This is a genomic window from Streptacidiphilus jeojiensis (genome assembly GCF_042510965.1).
Lineage (GTDB): Bacteria > Actinomycetota > Actinomycetes > Streptomycetales > Streptomycetaceae > Streptacidiphilus > Streptacidiphilus jeojiensis.
In genome coordinates this window covers 466,922-485,715 of record NZ_JBEUKS010000002.1, presented here as the reverse complement: position 1 = coordinate 485,715, position 18,794 = coordinate 466,922, and the positions used below count along the sequence as shown (strand labels likewise).

The following is an 18,794-nucleotide window of genomic DNA, read 5'->3' as shown; positions in this document are numbered from 1 at the left end:
GGGGGGGGGGGGGGGGGGGGGCCCCCCCCCCCCCCCCCGCGACCCCTCACCACGACGGATCCGCACCAGCCTCGGGTGTTCAACCGGGCATGGTGATCTGATGCCGAGTTAGAGAGGGGTGCTACTGGCCTGCAAAGATGTGATTGCGAACAAAGGGACAGAGGTTGACTACTGTTCATTAATCTTGTGAGGGTGTTTAACGTCCTTGCTGCAGACGAAAACACGCAGCGAGCCAGCTCGCCCCACGACAACACGCGTCGGGGTGCTGAGCCCGTAGGTGGAAAGCTCTGCATCCTCAAAGGGCATCCAACTCAGGCTCCCGTTGTCCCACTCTTTGGTGTCAACCGTCAGCAACAATCGCATCGGAGCACCACAGCCGCAGACCATCTCCTGAGGTCCCGTCAAGTGCCATGAGGCGAAGCCGCCCACCTTCCATCCGGGTGCCACCGACAGGTCGTACTGATAGTGCGGGGCCTCTTCGCTCTCCCAGTCTTCCCATTCCTCCAGGGCATTCTGGATCGCATTGGGAAGTAGTTCGAAGCTCTGATGCTCGACAACTTCTTCTGGATGCAGAACGCAAACGTCAGGGACATATCCGGCTCGCCCTACTACCTTCAGCTCCGGAGCCTCCACCATCGGCGCAGAAATCATCGCCGAATCTCTCCACACCAGCCGGAGGTCAATTGCCAGACCCTCACCGTGTGCATCAAACGGACACCAGAGAACCTGCAGCAGGTCCGCCCCTTCCGGAAAGCCTAGCGCCGGGACATCCTTCCGGAAGACTTGCAGCACCGGCAGCATGGGAACAGGCGTGTCCTCGGTCAGCTCTGGAGCGTATCTGCCGCGCTTGTTCAGAGAAGACAGCAGTTCACGCTCTTCGTCTGTCGGCCCGGTAGGTCGACCCCTCGCGTCAATCCGACTCCAGGCGGCGTCGAGTATACGTCGCCTCTCTCTCACGTTACGCAGCAGCTCACCTCGGGACTTCTGATGAGCTTCCGTGCAGACTGGCCAAGGCTCGTCTGCAGGCCAGAGCAGCATTCCCCCCACCGAACTCTCCGCCGGCGCAGGACTGCCTGGTCGCGGGTGGAGTCGCGTCGCAACCGCGGCATGTTCGTGAAGCTCTGGGAAAACACCCTCGATGTCAATAGGGCGCGGTGGTGTCGTCCGGGGCAAATTGACCTCCGAGAATACGGGTCCCAAGTATATCCAACTGCGCTGAGGTCAACGTTCACGTGCGGTCCTCAGCACAGTCAGTAGCTGAATTTACCCGAAATTACTCCAGCTGCCGGATTCTCCAAGAAACCCGAGAGGCTGAATCCCTTATTGCCCACGGCGGAAAACTCTAGGCTAGTCGGGATTCTATTCGCCCCTTCATAGATCGGTTTCACCGAATACTGCACGATCTCATCCGCATCCACCGCATCGTAGATGTGCTGCTCGACGAGGTCTCGCATCAACGGCGAATTGACAGGATTCTGCGTCAAGGTCACCAAGTTGTAGCGCGCAAGCGGGCCTCGCTGCCGGTGTCCGGCATCGACTTATCGATCGAAGCATGCACGCCCTGCGGCCGCCCGAGTGCGTCCAGACCTTCGTACCGGACACTCCCACCGTGGCTATAGCGGTCGAACCGATCCGGGCTTCACTCTGCCCTCGGCTTCACTACCAGGGTGTCGGCACCTGCTCAGGGACAGCCTCGTCCGGCTCCGGGACGAGGACGGTCCGCCCATTTCTGGGATCTTCATCCGCTGACGCTGCCGTCACCGTCAAGGCATCCTAAAAGCCCCAATAGCATGTATGTCACCCGCCAGCATAGACCTGGCGATACGTACACATGAAGTAGCAGGAAGCCGCAGAGGCGCAAGATCCTTGATATGCAACTGGGGTGCTACTGAGACAAATATCAGCAGCACCCCAACCCCAACTACTGGCTCCCATCACGGAGCTGACAGAGGCCATTCGCTCAGGCGGATCCAAAGATCGCCATCGCCTGGCCTAACCCGGGCCGAATCCCCGACTTCAAGCTCATTAATAACAGCGAAGATCTTACCCACAACCAGATCCTTGGGGAACTCTCCATCCACTTCTACATCAAGATTCGACCCGGTCTCGCCGGTCCCTCCTCCAGTCACTTCACCAATGCCCTGCAATGCACTATTGAGCGCATCCTCAACATCGTCTCGGTCAACCGACATTGGGCCGTCAAACCAAATCTCCACAAAATCCATTCACCGCCGCCTTACCTCGACAAAAGTTCATCAAAGAATGCGTCCATCATTTGCACGGACTTTTGACCTCGTGCAGCCTTGGAAAACCCGAGCGCAGGAGAATCAGGACTATTTAGAAGACTTGCGCCGCGCTGCGCAAATCCCTGCGTGAAAAACTCCTCAGCCCCCTTGCTCGCATCCATACTTTGCTGAACGTCAACAACCTGCGGAGTGAGGTCAGGATTTTGCTTGAAGATGTCATGCCCTCTCGCTATGCGCCCCTTCATGACCTGCAAGGGATTTCCTTTCCCCTGAGCCCGGCCGACGTATCGGACATTTCCATCGGCATCCTTGGCTACGTAGGTGATGTAGCTTCTCCCATTTGCCGCGGAGGGCTCAGCAAGGTTGAGATTCTCGCCCGGCTTCACCCCGAACGAATCAAAGAGATCCGCCTTCTCATCGACGCCACAGTTGTGGACCAGTACCGGTGTATTGCCAGCTTCCACATAGTACGTGTGGAGGGTGCCGATGGTGAGGTCGTAGGTGGTGGTGTTGGCGTGGAAGAGGTGGAGGTTGGTGACCTCGGCGGTGCCGGTGGGGGTTTGGAGGCGGTCGCCGATGTGGAGGTCTTCGGCTTCGACGAAGGCGGTCTGGGTCTCGTCGTAGAAGGGGTGGTGGAAGGTGGTGTGGAGGACTCCGCCCTGGTCCGCAGTGGTAGCGGGTGTCGCCGTGGAGGTTGCGGCGGGGGCGGTGTAGGCGACGGGTTGGGCCGGGGTGGCGGACTGGTGGTGGGTGGCCAGGAGGGCGGCGATGCCGGCGGCCGAGGCTGCCAGGCCGAGGGCGGCCTTGCGCAGGACCCGGGATCTGAGGGTGGCCGTCGCCGCCTTGGTCGGGGCGATGGTGACGTCGGCGAAGTCGTGGTCGGTGTGGGTGACGATGACGGCGGTGACCTGGTGGCTCTGGGTGCCGCTGAGGCCGGGGACGGCGTTGGCGATGGTGTCGCCGACCTTGATGGTGCTGATGGCCCTGGTGGAGCCGTTCGCCATCAGTACCCGGGTGCCCGCCGTGAAGCTGTGCGGAATGCTGCTCGGGCCGGTGGGGCACGACGATTGCTCGGCGGATCCTGCCTCGTCGGCAACGCTGTCGTTGGCGACCTGGTCGGTGGCGTCCGCAGCCGCGCTGTCGCCGGCCTCGGTGGCGCCCTTGCCGAAGAGGCCTCCGACCGCGTCCAGGGCCTTGGGGGCCACCTTGGAGAGGAGCTTGCCTCCCAGCGCGCCCAGCGCCCCGCCCACCGCGCCGGCTACCGCGCCGTCGACCGCGCTCGAAGCGAAGGCACCCGCGCTGCAGGACGATCCTCCCTTGTCGGCGCAGGCGAATCCCTGGGTGACCAAGGAGCCCACGGCGCCCGCGATGGCCGCGCAGCCGATGGTGCCGATGCCTGCGGTGACGGCCTCACAGCCCATACCGACCGCCGCCGAGACCACGAAGGAGGTGATGGCGGCAGCATGGTGCTTGGCATAGATGGCGGCGGTCTTCACCGCCTTGACGGTGGCGTGGTAGGCGCTCCTGGCGGCATGCGCGACGGCATGCGCCGCCTTCTTGATCGCATGGACCACGCGTTTGGCCGCCCGTCTGACGGCATGGTAGGCGCTGCTGACGGCGTGTACCGCGGCGTGGTACGCGCGTCGGATGCGGCGCGCGGCGTAGTGGTAGTAGCGGCGGACCCGTCGCACGGTGGAGCGGTAGACGTCGGCGATGCGGTGGACGGCCTTGGACACCGCGTGCTTGACGGTGTGAACGACGGCGGCGACCGCGTGGTACGTGTAGTGGGCGAAGTCGTCCCAGCCGCTGGAGAACGTGGAGGAGAAGTCGTCCCAGCCACTGGAGACGTCGTCCACCGCGCTGGAGACCGCGTTGCTGACGGCGTTGAAGATGCTGCAGCCGAACCAGCAGTGCCCGCTGGGGTCGGTCGCGCTGAGCGGGTTGCCGCCGATGTAGGCGAAGGGATTGGCGCTGGCGGAGTTGGGGACGGGGTTCGGGGAGACGCTGTCCTTGTTGAGGAAGGTGCCGGTGGCCGGGTTGTACCAGCGGGACGCGGTGCCGACCTGGGCGGTGGAGTTCTCGGTCCAGCCGGACTGGAACCCGAGGTGGCCTCCCGCCGTGCCGCTGCTGGCGGTGACGTTGCCGAGCGGGTCGTAGGTGGCCGAGCCGGTCAGGGTGGTGGCACCGGAGGTGAAGCCGGCGACGACATCGCTGTGCTGGTCGGTCAGCGCCAGGGTGCCGGTGCTGGTGGAGCCGGCGCCCGCGGTGTTGAGGCCGATCAGGCCACCGCTGGGGTCGTAGGTGTAGGTGTAGTCGCCGTCGCCGGCGATGGTGTCGCCGCCCCCGGAGTACTGGAAGGTGCGGCTGGTGCCCAGGGTGCTGTCGGTGTCGGTGATGTTCCGGCCGGAGGCGTCCAGGGTGTAGCCCTGGGTGCCGTCGGTGATCTGCTGGCCGTAGGCGTCGGTGGTGTAGGTGGTGCTGCCGCTGGGGGTGGTCTCCATCTGCAGGGTGCCTGCGGCGGAGTAGCGGTAGGAGTTGACGCCGTCGGAGGTGAGTTCGTCCCTGGCGTCGTAGGTGTAGACGTTGGAGCCGACCTGGACCCGGTTGCTGGAGGCGTCGTAGGCGTAGGCGGTGGTGGTGCTGCCGTTGTTCCAGGACGTGAGGCGGTTGGCCCAGTCGTAGGTGTAGGTGTTGCTGGAGGCCCCGGTGACGCCGGTAGTGGTCTTGGTGGTCAGGTTGCCGTCGGCGTCGTAGCCGTAGCTCATCGACGCCAGCGTGGTGCTGCCCTGGGTGAGGGTGTCGCCGGTCAGCTCGTGGGCGGTGTTGTAGCTGTAGGTACGGGTCTGGCCGGTGCTGCCGTACTTGATGCTGGCGACCTGGTTCAGCGTGTTGTAGTTGTAGCCGAGTTGGGTGCCAGTGGCAGCGTCGTTGAGGGTGGACAGCCGCCCGGCGGTGTCGTAGCCGTAGCTGGTGGTTCCGGCGGCGTCGGTGCGCGAGGTGAGACTGCCGTCGCTGTTGTAGCCGAAGGAACTGGAGCCCGCGGAACCGGAGGCGGTGAGCAGGGAGCCGCGGTCGTTGTAGGTGAACGATTCGCTGGTGGCGCTCTGGTATCCGGTCGTGCCGCTGGTGCCGGCCGTACTGGTGCCGGCGGTCAGTACCTGACCGGCCGAGTCGTAGGTGAAGGAGCGGCTGGCGGTGGCCGCGTCGGCTCCGGTGCCCGATTCACTGGTGAGGTTGCCGACCTTGTCGTACCCCAGGGTGGTGGTGATGCCACCGGGCTGCACCGCGGAGACCAGTTGGCCGTCGCCGTTGTAGGTGTCGGTGGTGGTGGAGTCAGCGGCACTGGTGTAGCTGCTGGTGGCGGGGGCGACCACACTCTGGGACTGGCCCCAGGGGGTGTAGGTGTAGATCCAGGAGTTTCCGCGCCCGTCGGTGTAGCGGGTGCGCTGCCCGGCCGCGTCGTAGCCGAAGCTGGTGGTGATCGAGGAGGTTGCCGAGACCGGCTGGGTCTCCTGGGTCACGGTTCCGGCCGCGTCGTAGGTGAAGTGGCTGGTGTGGCCGTTCGCGTCGGTCGAGGAGATCAGATTGCCGACGCCGTCGTAGGTCTCCCCGGTCTGCGAGAGGACCGTGCTGGCGGCGTCGTACTGCGTGGTCTTGAAGGGTTGGTCGGACACGTTGTAGTCGGTGTCGGACCAGGTGCCGTCGGGCAGGGTGGTCTTCTGCTGGTTGCCCATGAAGTCGTAGGAGTAGGTGGTGGTGTTCCCCGCGCCGTCGGTGACCGCGGTGGTCTCACCGAGGCTGTTGTACTTGTAGCCGGTGGTGACCCCGCCCGGGGTGGTGGTGGAGGTCAGGAACGCCCCGTACGCGTTGCCGGCGCTGACCGCGTACGAGTTGGTGGAGGTCAGTGCCTGGGCGGTGGGGTACCGCTCCAGGGTGGTGGAGGTGAGTTGACGGCCCATCCAGTCGTAGGTGGCCTGGGTGGTGGCGCCGGTGCCGTCGGTCTGCGAGACCAGCTCGCCGTTGGTGTCGTAGACGGCATGGGTCTTCGAGCCGTCGGCGGCGGTGACCTGGGCCGCGTCACCGATCTGGTCGTAGCTGGTGCTGGTGGTCTCACCGTCGGGTTGGGCGGTGCCGACCACGTTGCCGTCGGCGTCGTAGGTCCAGGTGCTGGTGGCGGTGATCGGGGTGCTGGAACCCGGCGGCGTGTAGGACGGCAGGGTCTCCGAGACCTTCTGCCCGTTGGCGTCGTAGGCCGTGTCGGTCTGGTTCCCGTCGGGGTCGACCTCCTCGGTGGCTTCCCCGAAGGTGTTGAAGCCCGAGGTGGTCACCGGGCGTGCGCTGACCGCGGTGCCGCCGTTGGTCTCCACCGACACGGCGGGCGCGGTGGTGACCGCGAGGTTCCCGGCTTCGTCGTAGGAGTAGTTGGTGGTGTTGCCGTCGGCGTCGGTCATGCTGGTGGGCAGGCCGCGCTTGTCGTAGGTGTAGGTCGTGGTCTGGGCGTTGCTGGACCCGACGGTGCCGCCGGAGCGCCCGTTCCCGTACAGGGTGGCGACCTCGGCGGCGGAGAGGGCCCGCTGGTATGCCTGTACGTCGGAGACCTGACCGTTGACGACATTGGAGATCGTGCCGCCGGTGGTCTTGACGCCTCCCACGGTCAGCGGACCCGAGGCGTTCCAGGTGGTGGCAGCGGTGGCGCTGGCGGCCAGGGCGCCGTTGACGTACAGGCTCATCGCCCCGGTGCTGGAGTTGTACACCCCCACCAGGTGGGTCCAGGTGTTGGAGGTCGCACTGCTGGTGTGCGCGATCGTCTGGGTGGCGGTGGTCGCGTCCGCACTGGTGGTGATGAACGCCCAGCCGCCGTAGGACTTGCTGTACTGCAGGTAGAACGCGCTCGCGGTGGCGCCGGCCTGACCGACGAAGGTGCGGTAGGTGGACACGTCGGCGGGGTCGACCCAGGCCGAGACGGTGTAGGAGGAGTTGGTGGTCAGCACCGGGGCGTTGGCGGAGATCAGGCCGCCGGTTCCGGTGGTGCTGCCGGCGAAGGTGGCGCCGCTGCCGCTCCAGGTCACTCCGCTGTCGGCGGTGGCGGTGTAACCGTTGCCGGAGGCGTCTGTGACGGCGGTCCCGGCGGTCTGGTTCAGCGGGTACCAGGCGGAAGGGTGTCCTGAGGCGTCGCCGGACAGGGTCTCGGTGAGCGTGTTCCCCATCGGGTCGTAGGTCTTGCTGGTGGTGCGGTCGTAGCCGGAGGAGTCGTGCTGGGTGGAGGTGGCCACCAGGTCGTCCGGGGTGTAGGAGACCTGGGTCGTCCGGTCCGTGCTGGTGGGGTCCGTGACGGTGCTGGTGGTGCGCGAGGCCGCGTCGACGGTGTAGTTGGTGACGGTGGCGCCGTTGTTGGTGACCTGCTGGACCAGGTCGCCGGCCGCGTCGTAGCTGTTGGACTGCAGGACGAAGCTGTTCTTGCCGGTGGCGTCGGTGCGCGTGACGGTGGAGGTCAGCCCGTTGTCTGTGTAGGTGTAGCTGGTGGTGTTGCCCATCGAGTCGGTGATTGAGGCCAGCCGCCCCGCGGGGTCGTAGGCCCGTGAGGACTCGATCAGGGTGGTGGCGGTGGACGGGTTGACCGGGTCTCCGGTGTAGGAGGCCAGGCTCTGGGTGAGCAGATTGCCGTCGGCGTCGTAGGCGTACCGCGTGGTGGTGCCGTTCTGGTCGACGTCCGAGATGCGGTTGCCGTAGGCGTCGTAGCTGCTGGTGGTGGTGTTGCCGTCGGCGGCACCCGCATTGCCGTTCGCGTCGGTGTGGCTGGCCACCTGGTCGTACGCGTTGTAGGTGGTGGTGTCGGTACGCGGGGCATCACCGCCGGTGGCGTCGGCCACCGTCTGCGAGGTCACGTCCCCGTCCGCGTCGTACACGGTGGTGCTGACCGCGGTGTGCACGGCGCCGGTGACCCGGTCGGTCAGCGGCGGGTCGCTCTCCTTGGTGACCTGTCCGTTGGCGTCATAGGTCAAGGTCCTGGTCAGGCCGTTGGGATAGGTGTCGGAGACCACGGTCTCGGTCAGCACCCGGCCCAGGCCGTCATAGCTGTACTTGGTGACCTGGCCGTCCGCGTCGGTGGTGGAGGCGACATCGCCGTTGTGGAGGTAGGCGACGGTGTTGACCGCACCGCCCGGTGAGGTGGTCGAGACCGGGAGTCCCTTGGGGACGTTGCCGGTGTCGGCAGCCGGGTAGGTGGCCGTCCCGTCGGAGTACACCGTGCTGGTCGTGCGGCCGGAGGGGGATCCCGGCACCGCCGGAGTGGTAACGCTGGTCTCGTCGCCTGCGGTGTTGTAGCCGTACGAGGTCAGGAAGGTGTTGTCGGTGGCGGAGGTGGAACGGCCGCTGCGGGCGGTCAGCGGCAGGTCGTTGCGCGGATCGGCGGTGGTCAGCTCCGCGGTGGTGTCATCGGGGTAGTAGCTGAAGTACTGGGTGGAGCACTGGTTCGCAGCCTGGTTCTGGCAGGTGGTGCTGGACACCGTGTTGCCGCGCACATCGTGGCCGGTGATCGTCATGGCCCCGTCGGGGTCGATGACGGTGTGTTCGAAGCCGCCGGTGTCGTAGCCGTAACTGGTCCTGTTGCCCAGCGCGTCGGTCTCCGAGATGGTGCGGTTGCCGTTGGTGACGTCGTACTGGCTGCTCAGCGTCTTCCCGCCGGGGTCGGTGACGGTGACGGTCTCCAGCGGCAGCAGGCCCGCGGAGTTGTGGGCGGCCTGGAAGTGCGCGGACGCGTCCGCGGCGGTGAGCTGGCTGTGGTACAGCGCGAAGTCGGCGATCGAGCCGGGGAAGTAGCCCAGGGTGTTGGTGGGCGCCGAGGTCCAGCCCGAGGACTCGCCCGCCCCGACGTACAGGTACGTCGAGACGGCAGTGGCGAACGCGCCGGTAGAACTGGACTGCTGGGTGCCGTCGAGGTAGAGCGCCTCGGTGGTTCCCCCGGAGGCCAGCAGCGCGTGGTGCCACTGGCCGTCGTTGACCTTGCCGGTGCTGGTGACGTACCCGTAGCCGTAGAAGCGGCCGTGCAGCAGCCCGTCCACGCCGACGTACAGGGCCGGGACGTAGTTGTTGGAGGCGGGGCTGCCACCGGTCAGCGACGCCCCGGCGTAGTCGAAGAGCACTCCGCCGGCGGTACTGCCCGAGGGCATCTTGAACCACAGCTCCACCGAGTTCGACCCGGCGGTGACCTGGTTGTTGGTCGGCAGCGACACCAGCGAGGAAGTGCCGTTGAAGGACGCAGCGGTGCTGTCGGAGAACGGACCGGCCGCACCCAGCGTGACATTGGAGTAGGTACCCAGGCCGCCGCGGGTCTCGTCGAGGGCGCTGGCTGCGCCGGCCCCCTCGCCCAGGCGGAAGTACTCGGTGGGCGCCGCTCCCAGCACCGCCGAGCGGTAGACCTGGCTGGAGCCGGTCACCGTGGGCGTGCCCAGCTTCCAGGTGCCGCCGTTCTCGTCGGTGACCTGGGTGACCGTCGCGGTCGAGGCGTTGTAGGCGATCGCGGCGTACGCCTTGCCGGAGGGACGGGTGATCGAGGACAGCAGACTGGCACTGCTGGTACCGGCTGCGTGCAGGGCGGTGACCTGCGCCTGCGACAGCGGGTAGGAGTACAGGCCGACGTCGGCGATGGAGCCGTTGAAGTAGCTGGCGTAACCGGTGTTGCCGCTCTTGCCCTCGTTCGGCTCGTCGGGCCACGCCCCGCCGAGGAATCCGGCCCCGACCGTGGGGTAGCTGAGCGTCTGGACGGGTACTCCGCCGCCGACCGAGACGGTGCCGGACGCGGTGCCTGCGTTGACGCCGTCCAGGTACAGCGTCTGCGAGGCGCCTGCTGCGGCCAGTACGGCGTGGTGCCACTGGCCGTCGTTGACCTTCTTCAGGGTCTCGCTGATCGGCGAGACGCCTGCGCTGTACCAGAACTCCGCGTTGAGGTAGCCGGAGCTGCCGATGTACAGCATCGGCTGGTAGTAGCCGGGCGTGCTGCCGTTGCTGACCGGCACGGAGGAGGCCCCGTACAGGACGCTCGCGGTGCTGCTGCTGGTCTTGAACCACAGCGACACGGTCTGCGCATTGGCGGCCACGGCCAGGGAGTTGGGCAGCGTCACGGTGGAGCTGGTGCCGTTGAAGCCGGCCGCGGTGGCGGTACTTCCGCTCAGCGGGCCGCTCTGACCGAGGGTCACATTGCTGTAGGTGGCGTTGTCGCTGCCCTCGTTGGCGATCACCGCGCTGGTGGCGGTGGTGCCGGAGGCGTCCGAGAGCGTCCACAGCGAGTGCGGGTCCAGGTCGAGGCCGGCCGCCTGGTACTGCGAGCCGGTGGTGTAGCCGTAGCTGGTGCAGTGGGTGCCGTCCGCGGGGGCGCACAGGCTGCTCAGCGCGTCACCGGTGTAGGAGTAGGTCCACACCAGGTCGGTGCTCTGGTCGGTGCCAGTGACCGGGTCGGTGGAGACCGTGGCGATGTGCGCGCTGGTGGCGCCGCTGGGGGTCGACCACACCAGGTGCAGGGAACGACCCGAGGTGACCGAGGTCATCGTGGTGATCTGTCCGGAGGACCAGGTGAAGGTGACCGCGCGGGCGTCCGCGTCGGTGACCGAGGTGATCCCGTACACCCCGCTGCCCAGGGCCTGGGTGAAGGTGTAGACCGTGTCGTTCTTGTCGGTCAGCGTGTAGCCGCCGGTGACCGGCTTGAACGTGGCGAAGCGTCCCGAGGGCGGGCTGTAGCTGCCGTCGCTGTTCTTCCCGAAGCCGACCACCGAACCGTCGGGATAGGTGACCTGGACGCTGGCCACCGCGCCGCCGGTGTCGTACTGCTCGGCGGCGCGGGCGTCGAAGATGCTCGACCAACCGGCACCGAAGCCACCGGTGGTGCGGGGGTCGCGTGAGTTGTAGTCGCGCACCACGTCCAGCGAGGGACCGGTGACCGACACCGAGGCGTCGGTGTCCTCGGTGGTGTAGTTCCCGATCGAGGCGTCGTAGCCGTGGTCGCTGCTGTTCTGGGACAGGCTGGACGTGGTCACGGGTTGCGGGACCTGTGGCGTCAGCGAGGCCCAGGCCGCTGCCGTCGAGTACGCGGAACCGTCGTAGGCCTGGACGGTCCACTCGTAGGTCTGGCCCCACTTCAGCTTGCCGGCCGTCACGCTCCAGTCGCCGCCGGTGACCAGCCCCGAGTCGACGACCTTGGTGTCGGTGGAGTCGTAGATCTGGAAGTCGTACTCCAGCGTGGTGTTCGGCGAGCCGTCGTCGATGGCGGCCGCCGCCAGTTCCGGGGTCAGCGTGCTGACGGTGGTGTCGTTGGCCGGATAGGTCTGGGTGAGCTGGGGAGCCACGTTGCCGGTGTAGGTCAGCGTCAGGATCGGGGCGTAGCCCGGGTCGTAGAACGAGCCGAACTGCTTCCAGGTCAGGTCGTTGGTGGTGGCCGCATAGACCGCCAGCCCGTGGTCGGCGGTGGTGCCGTTGGCCCAGCCCTGGAAGGTCGTGGTCGACAGCGGAACGGTCAGCCAGTCTCCGACCGTACGGTCGGCCGCGGTGTTGCCGCAGGCGGCCGTCAGGGTGCTGGTCGCCGGGGTCAGACTCCCGATCGAGGCGCCGTAGGCCGGACCGGGCCACCCGGTCACCCCGGACGGGGTCCAGGCGGCGCTGACGGCGGCGACGTCGAACTCCTCGGCGTACGCGCAGGTGGACGCCCAGGTGTCGAACAGCTGAAGGCTGGCCGCGGTGACGGTGACCTTGGAACCGTCGAAGGTGCCCAGCTGCGGGGCGATGTAGCCCACCGCGCTGTGTGTGCCCGAGTCGTACGACCCGGCCTTGATGGACAGCTCAGTGGAGTGGTCGCCCAGGTTGGCGGACTCGGCGTAGGTCGTCGTCCAGGCGTCGTTGATGGAGGGGTCCACCGTGACCGGGAACCGTCGCGCCGGGTTGTCCAGCCATGCCCTGTCCAGGGTGACCACCAGAGCGGTGTGGCCCGCACTCTGCTGCAGGGTGTAGCTGACCGCGTGCGTGGTGGCCGGGTCGCCCGAGTGCGGATCGACCTTGGAGTCGAACGCGTACGCCGGCGGGATCTCCTCCACCGTCCGCCCGGCCGCGTTGCGCAGGTCGATCGCCCCGGCGGTGCCCTGCACTGCCGTCAGACCCTGCAGCTGCAACGGGAAGACCCACTGGTTACCGGCAGCAGCGCTGTGCAGCACCACGGACTCCTTCAGGCCCGTGGTCGTGGGCGCCACCAGAAGATCCGTGAGGGGAAGCACGCCCGGGTACGTCACCGTCGAGCCCCGCGCGGTGCCGGTGACGGCGGCTGCTCCCTGCAGGCCGTAGGTCAGCTTGTGGCTGCCGTCCACGGCAAAGGCTGCGAGCGAGGTCGTGGACGCCTTCGGCGCGAAGTCGACGGCCAGGGAGTTGGCCGCCTCGTGCCACCGCTGGTCCGTGCCGACCGACACCGTGGTGTTGACGGGCTGCCAGTCACCCTTGGCATCACGGTAGTTCACCGGGGTCTGGCGGACCCGGCGGGTGACGGAGCCGTCGGCGTTCTGGAAGTAGTCGACGGTGGCGGACGACTTGGAGGCGACCCGCTTGCTGGTGCGGGCGTTGAATCCGACCGGCGCCGCGGCGCTGAGGCCGCTGCTGACCTTGCGTGCCCGGACTGTGTACGAGGCCAGTTGGCCGCGTCCGGTGCCCGGTGCCCCACCTGTCCCGCGACCGGAGCGCGTCGACGCCGCGCTCGCCACATGGCTGCGCCCAGCTGCGGTCCCGCCGGCCTGCTGCGGAAGCCGGCCCCAGTGCGGACTGGAGAACCAGCCGGCGATCTCCGTCAACGACGGCAGGCTCAGCGCGGGAAAGCCACGGGTGGCCGCTCCGGCGGTGCTCACCCCACTGCCGACGGCTAGGGCGGCCACCAGCAGCACCGTCACCAACCGCACCAGGGGCCGCATCCGACGTCCCGTCAACGACCAGCTGGACCGCCGCACCGAACGCGTACGCATCGACAATCCCCACCCGTGTCTTGAACCTGAACCTGTCACACCTTCAGGGCAAGGCGAAGTGGACCACGTTCGACCGTGTGCGACGCAAGATCACATAAGGCGGTCACACGCGTTCCTTACTCATGCGGATCTCACGTTCTCGGATCCACAGGCCAGTGACAGGGTTCCCTGGTAAGGACGCGCAGGCTCCCCCGGTGCCGCGGCTAGGAGGCAAGGGCGGACTCGACCGCAGCCGCCACCGCGGCCCGCTCTCCGCCCGTTGACGAGTAAGAAACCGGTGCAAGGCGCTTCCCGGTCGCGCTGCCGTCCACGGTGAGGAACTCGACCTTCGGGAACTGTTCGGCGACCTTCTCGGCCGCCTGCGTCGGCGCGGCTCCGACGGCAAGGATCACCTGGCATCCGCTCACCGCCAGCGAGGCCAGGAACGGTCCCGCGCTGCCCGGCGTGTCCGGTCCCGTGGCCGACAGGTACCGGACCTGCGCCGCCGACTCGGTCGACGCCTCGCGCATCCCGGCCCAGGCCGCGGCGGCGTGCTGATCCGCGAGGCCGGTCGGACCGGTGAGCATGCAGGCCTGCTTCCGGGAGTAGGTACGGGCCCGGGTGGCCGCCTTCGGGGCCGCGGACGAGGACGGCCACCGGACCACGAGCGCCGTCGCCCCCAGCGCCAGTACGACGGCCGCGGCCGTTGCCCACCGGTAACGGCGCCCCTGGTCGATCATGTCGCGACTCCATCGGGTTCCAGCCCCGACGGGTCCGTCCGCACCGGGGGATCCGCAGCATACGGGGACCGATTCGGGCGATGGGCCCCGCCGGAGGGGGTGGAACGCGCGTTTTCCGGCGCTGACGCCAGTCCGCGTGGGCATATCGGTGACAACCGGGCAAGCGGAAGAAACTGCGGCCGATTCGCCAAGGTGACACCGCAGCCCACAACTTGGTACGCAGGCGGAACACTCGTGCCCCTGATAGCGCCGGTGCGCTAGTGTGCGCACGCACATCTCATATGCAGAGGCAACTCAGGGGGCCGCCCACCGTGAAACTCTCAGCGCTCTCCACGGCCATAGCCGTCGTGGCCGGCTCCGTGTCAGCCGGCGTGATCGGGGCCGCCGGCTCCGCGGGGGCCGCCGAGCCCGCAGCAGTGCCGCTCTCGCTCAGCCACTACTCGCACCTGCTGGTCGACGCCGCACACCAGCACCTGTACTTCAGTCAGGGCTCCGGCACCAGCACCATCCTGGTCACCGACCTGTCCGGCCACGACGTCGGCACGATCGACGACGAGCAGGGCGCCACCGCCCTCGCGCTCTCCGCCGACGGCAGCACCCTGTACGCGGCGCTGTCCGACGGCGACGCCGTGGCCGCCATCGACACCACCAGCCTGACCGAGAAGGCGCGGTACGCCACCGGTGCCTCCAGCGCGCCGGCGTCGCTGGCCGTCTCCGGCGGCAAGGTCTGGTACAGCTACACCACCGCGGCCGACGCCGGAGGCATCGGCGTGATCGACGCGCAGGACGACAGCCCCGCCGCGACCGCGCAGCCGACCATGTCCACCTGGGCGAGCGCCCCGGTACTCGCCTCCGCCTCCGCCTCCGACGAGTTGGTCGCCGAGGACTTCTCCGCCCAGCACATGGCCACCTTCGGGCAGACCTCGGGCACCCCCGTGCTGCAGGCCGACGGCACCGTCGCCACGGGCAACACCACCGGATCGCTGCAGGTGAGCCCCGACGGCACCGAGGTGCTGGCCGCCTCGCCCGGTCAGGCCCTCGTCAAGGGCTTCACCACCGCCGGCCTCGCCGCGACACGGAGCTACGGCGCCACCCAGACTCCGTCCGTCGCGCTCGCAGTCGCCGCGGACGGCACCATCGCCACGGGCACCGCTGCCGCCGACGGCACCGACCTCATCACCGACGCCGCCACCGGAAACCAGCTCAACTCCGTCGACCTGCACAACGACGGCACCACCGACCGCCTCGCCCCCGACGGGCTGGCCTGGATGCCCGACAACATCGGCGCCTACGCGGTCACCAGCACCTCCGGCGGCGGCTACGGTCTGCACCTGGTGCCGGACGCCAGGGTCACCACCGTCTACGTCATTCTGGGCTGGAACCAGGACGAGGACCAGGCTCTGCCCGGCCAGGACTTCACCGTGCAGGGCTCCGCCTGGAGCACCGTGCCGCTACCGACCGGCACCGCCCTGCAGGTGAGCCGCGACGGCGCGGCCCTCCCCGACGTGCACCTGGCCGCGGACGGCACCTTCTCCTTCAAGGACAACCAGTCGGTCGCGGGCACCTACGACTACACCGTCAGCTACCCGGGTGACACGACCCACCGCAGCGGCAATTCCACGGTCCACGTCACGGTCCAGCCGTACACCAGCCGCATCGTGGTCGGCACGCTCTCGGCCACCCCGAGCCTGGTGAAACTGAACGGCAGTCTCATGGCCTTCAACCTGGCCGGGCACCTGATGACCGCGCCGCCGATCGGCACGGCCGTGGCCGTCAGCCGTACCGACCTGACCAGCGGCCAGACGGTGCAACTGCCGTCGGTCGACGTGACCTCCTCCACCGGCACGTTCCAGGTCCTGGACGCTCCGCAGGCCGCGCACAGCTTTGTGTACCACCTGTCCTACCCGGGCGCCACGACCTACACCGCGGCCGGCACCGACGTCACCGTCAAGGTCGCGCCGCTCGCCCCGACAGTGAGTCTCAGCGCCCCGTCCTCGCAGGTCCGCAACGGCCAGCTCACGGTCAAGGGCGGGCTGAACCAGGGCCCGTACCCCACGGGTGAGACGGTGAAGATCACCCGCATCGACCCGGCGCACCCGTCCGGCGTCAGCCTGGGCACGGTCGCCGTCGCCGGCGACGGGACGTTCAGCTTCACCGACGCGCCGCACTACGGCGGGACCAACACCTACACCGTCACCTACGCGGGTGACCCGATCCGCTCCTCCGCGGTGGGCTCCGCGAACGTCAAGGTCAGCTACAGCACGCCCTACCTGAGCGTGCACACCAATGCCTCGACCTTCACCTACGGCACCACGGCCACGGTGACCGCCCAACTCGGCTCCACGTACGCCAACCGCGCCGTCACCATCTACGCGCAGCGCTACGGCGGCTCCAGGACGGCGATCGCCACCGGCACCGTCAACAGCAGCGGGAAGCTCACCGCCAGCTACCGCGTGATCAAGGGGACCACCTTCACGGCCGCCTTCACCGGCGACTTCGAGTTCGCCCCCGCCACCGTGAGCACGGGTGTGCACGTGTACGCGAGCCTCGCGGAGCACCAGTCCGGCTACTACACCACCACGTCCTCCGGCGGCACGAAGTACGCGGTCTACCACCACACCGCCAAGCCGGCGGTCAGCACCACGGTGTACCCGGGCAAGCCCGCGGAGTGCGTCAAGTTCCAGCTGCAGGAGTACCTGTCCGGCGCCTGGCGCACGATCAACCAGTCCGGCTGCTACGCCCTGAACAGCAGCAGCACCGCCTCGCGCAGCTACACGCTGCCGAGCGGCGCCACCGGACACCTGTTCCGGTGGAACGCCGCGTACTTCCACAGCAGCACCGACCAGGCCAACCTCAACACCACCGGCGCCTGGCAGTACTTCACCGTCAAGTACTGACGACCTGACGGGCCCGCGGGGTGGCCGTCGCCGACCGTCGACGATGCGGTCCACGGCGTCGCCGCCCCGCGGGAAGTCCCGTTTCCAACCACACCGATTCTTCATACGAGCAGCTGAACGCGCTATAGGCTGTGGCGGCTGTGCCCAGACGCAGCCACTGTGGATTCGATATGGAGCATTCGTGACCGATCCCTTCAGCCCGCGCACCGACGTGCCGCAGGCACCGCTCCTTCGTGCGCAGCAGGCCGGCTACTGGGAGGCCGGGGCCGAGACGTATCCCCAGGGGCTGGAACACCCCGGTTTCCAGTGGAACCCGCAGGAGCCGACGGATCCGCAGGAGGTCGGGCCCCGGCCCGATCCCGGTCCGGACCGCCCCGCACCGGTCCCGGCCGCCTGGTCCGCCGAGGCCGCTCGCCGTCGCGCCTGGCTCGGACGGGCCGCGCTGCTGGTCATCCTGCTGGCCCAGGCACTGTTGTCGGTACGGCTGCACAACACCGCGTTCCAGGACGAGGCGCTCTACATCTACGCCGGTCACATGGAGATCGCCCACATCTTCCACGGCGCCCCGCTCGTCTACAGCTATGCCAGCTACTTCTCGGGATCACCGGCGCTCTACCCCGTCCTGGCCGGGGCCGTCGACTCCGTCCTCGGTGTGGACGGCGTGCGGGCGGTGAGCCTGCTCTTCATGCTCGGCGCCACCGCACTGATCTACTCGACGAGCCGACGGCTGTTCAACGAACGTGTCGCCCTGTTCGGCACCGGCCTGTTCGCCTCCGCCCAGTCCACGATCGTGCTGGGATGGTTCGCGACCTACGACGCTCCGGCGCTGTTCCTGATCACCCTCGCCGCCTGGCTGGTGGTCCGCTTCGCGCGCGCCCATGCGGCCCTGGTGCTGCTCGCCGTTCCCGTGCTGGTCCTCGCCTTCTGCACCAAGTACGCCTCCGGGATCTTCATCCCGCCCGTCATCGGGCTCGCGGTCCTCACCGCGTGGCCGTACCGGCAGGCCGCCGCCCTGTGGCGTGCGGTGCTCCTCTGCGTCGGGACCGGCGTGCTCGGCGTCGCGGTCCTGTACCACAGTCAGGTCATGACGGGTATTCAGGCCACGACCACCTCACGACAGCACGGAACCAACAGCACCTCGTCACTGATCAATATGTCCGCCGACTGGACCTGGGTGATGCTGGCAGCGGCCTGCTGGGGGAGCATCTCGTACATCCGGCGCGGGCGACTGAGCGAGATCTCCGACGTCGCCGCGCGAACCGGCGAGACCGAGCCGGGGCGGTACTGGCGCGCACTGCTCTGCCTGCTGCTGTTCGGATCCGCGCTCCTGGCCCCGGCCTACCAGATCCACCTGTCCACGTCGATCTCGCTGTACAAGCACGTCGGCTTCGGCCTCGTCTTCGTCGCACCGCTGGCCGGTCTCGGTCTGAGCCGCATCGTCGGACCGCACTTCCTGCGGATCGCGCTCGGGGTCGCGGTGCTGGCGGTCGCGCTGTTCAACGGCGTGGAGCAGTCCGGCCGGCGCTATGCGACCTGGCCCGACTCGTCCCAGCTGATCAGTGTGCTGCGCCCGCACGTCACCAGCGGCGGCAAGTACCTCGCCGACGTCGCCGATGTGCCGATCTTCTACTTCAGGGACGTCACCGCGGCCAGCCGGTGGGACAACACCTACGTCCTCAAGTACACCGACAGCAAGGGCGTCCGCCTCAGCGGGCCTGCGGCCTACACGGCGGCTGTCGACGACGGCAAGTACGACATGGTGGTGCTGGACTCCTCCCCCTCGGCGAACGACACCGCCATCGACAACGCGCTGGCCGCCAGCGGCAAGTACCACCTCGCCGCGACGGTGCCGTACACCAACACCAACGGCAGGGGTGCCTACACCGTGTGGATCAAGGGCTGACACCTCGGCGATCGCGGGCCGGAGGAGGGGCTTCCTCCTCC

The 18,794-nt window shown here is 67.9% G+C and carries 6 protein-coding genes and 1 pseudogene; 2 read left to right on the top strand and 5 right to left on the bottom strand.

The genetic code is table 11. The features are described 5' to 3' along the window. Positions 1 to 168: 168 nt before the first annotated feature. The 5 genes and pseudogenes from ABUW04_RS08015 to ABUW04_RS07995 all read right to left on the bottom strand — a co-directional run bounded on the left by ABUW04_RS08015 (position 169) and on the right by ABUW04_RS07995 (position 13,953). Positions 169 to 801: a hypothetical protein gene (locus ABUW04_RS08015; protein WP_332262526.1), complete on the bottom strand. Its 633-nt coding sequence runs from the start codon at positions 799 to 801 to the stop codon at positions 169 to 171. A 449-nt stretch (positions 802 to 1,250) separates the two neighbouring features. Next, positions 1,251 to 1,514 (bottom strand): annotated as a pseudogene (locus tag ABUW04_RS08010) (DNA/RNA non-specific endonuclease); the annotation flags it as partial. Between the two features lie 420 nt (positions 1,515 to 1,934). Then, entirely contained in the window at positions 1,935 to 2,225 is a 291-nt protein-coding gene (locus ABUW04_RS08005) for a hypothetical protein (RefSeq protein ID WP_380563724.1), read from the bottom strand. Between the two features lie 11 nt (positions 2,226 to 2,236). Further along, positions 2,237 to 13,234: a LamG-like jellyroll fold domain-containing protein gene (locus ABUW04_RS08000; RefSeq protein WP_380563723.1), complete on the bottom strand. Its 10,998-nt coding sequence runs from the start codon at positions 13,232 to 13,234 to the stop codon at positions 2,237 to 2,239. Between the two features lie 203 nt (positions 13,235 to 13,437). Continuing rightward, positions 13,438 to 13,953, bottom strand: a complete 516-nt coding sequence (locus ABUW04_RS07995; RefSeq protein WP_051725025.1) for a BMP family ABC transporter substrate-binding protein — start codon at positions 13,951 to 13,953, stop codon at positions 13,438 to 13,440. Between the two features lie 311 nt (positions 13,954 to 14,264). Between ABUW04_RS07995 and ABUW04_RS07990 the strand changes: the two genes are divergently transcribed. After that, a complete protein-coding gene (locus ABUW04_RS07990) occupies positions 14,265 to 16,850 on the top strand; it encodes a hypothetical protein (RefSeq protein WP_157623648.1) in 2,586 nt (861 codons plus the stop codon). 181 nt (positions 16,851 to 17,031) lie between these two features. Then, on the top strand, positions 17,032 to 18,753 hold the full coding sequence (locus ABUW04_RS07985) for a glycosyltransferase family 39 protein (RefSeq protein WP_051725027.1): 1,722 nt from the start codon (positions 17,032 to 17,034) through the stop codon (positions 18,751 to 18,753). Positions 18,754 to 18,794 lie beyond the last annotated feature (41 nt).

Coding starts and splice junctions, on each gene's coding strand:
- ABUW04_RS08015 (WP_332262526.1), bottom strand. CDS start 801: ATGCTGCCGGTGCTGCAAGTCTTCCGGAAGGATGTCCCGGCGCTAGGC.
- ABUW04_RS08000 (WP_380563723.1), bottom strand. CDS start 13,234: ATGCGTACGCGTTCGGTGCGGCGGTCCAGCTGGTCGTTGACGGGACGT.
- ABUW04_RS07995 (WP_051725025.1), bottom strand. CDS start 13,953: ATGATCGACCAGGGGCGCCGTTACCGGTGGGCAACGGCCGCGGCCGTC.
- ABUW04_RS08005 (WP_380563724.1), bottom strand. CDS start 2,225: ATGGATTTTGTGGAGATTTGGTTTGACGGCCCAATGTCGGTTGACCGA.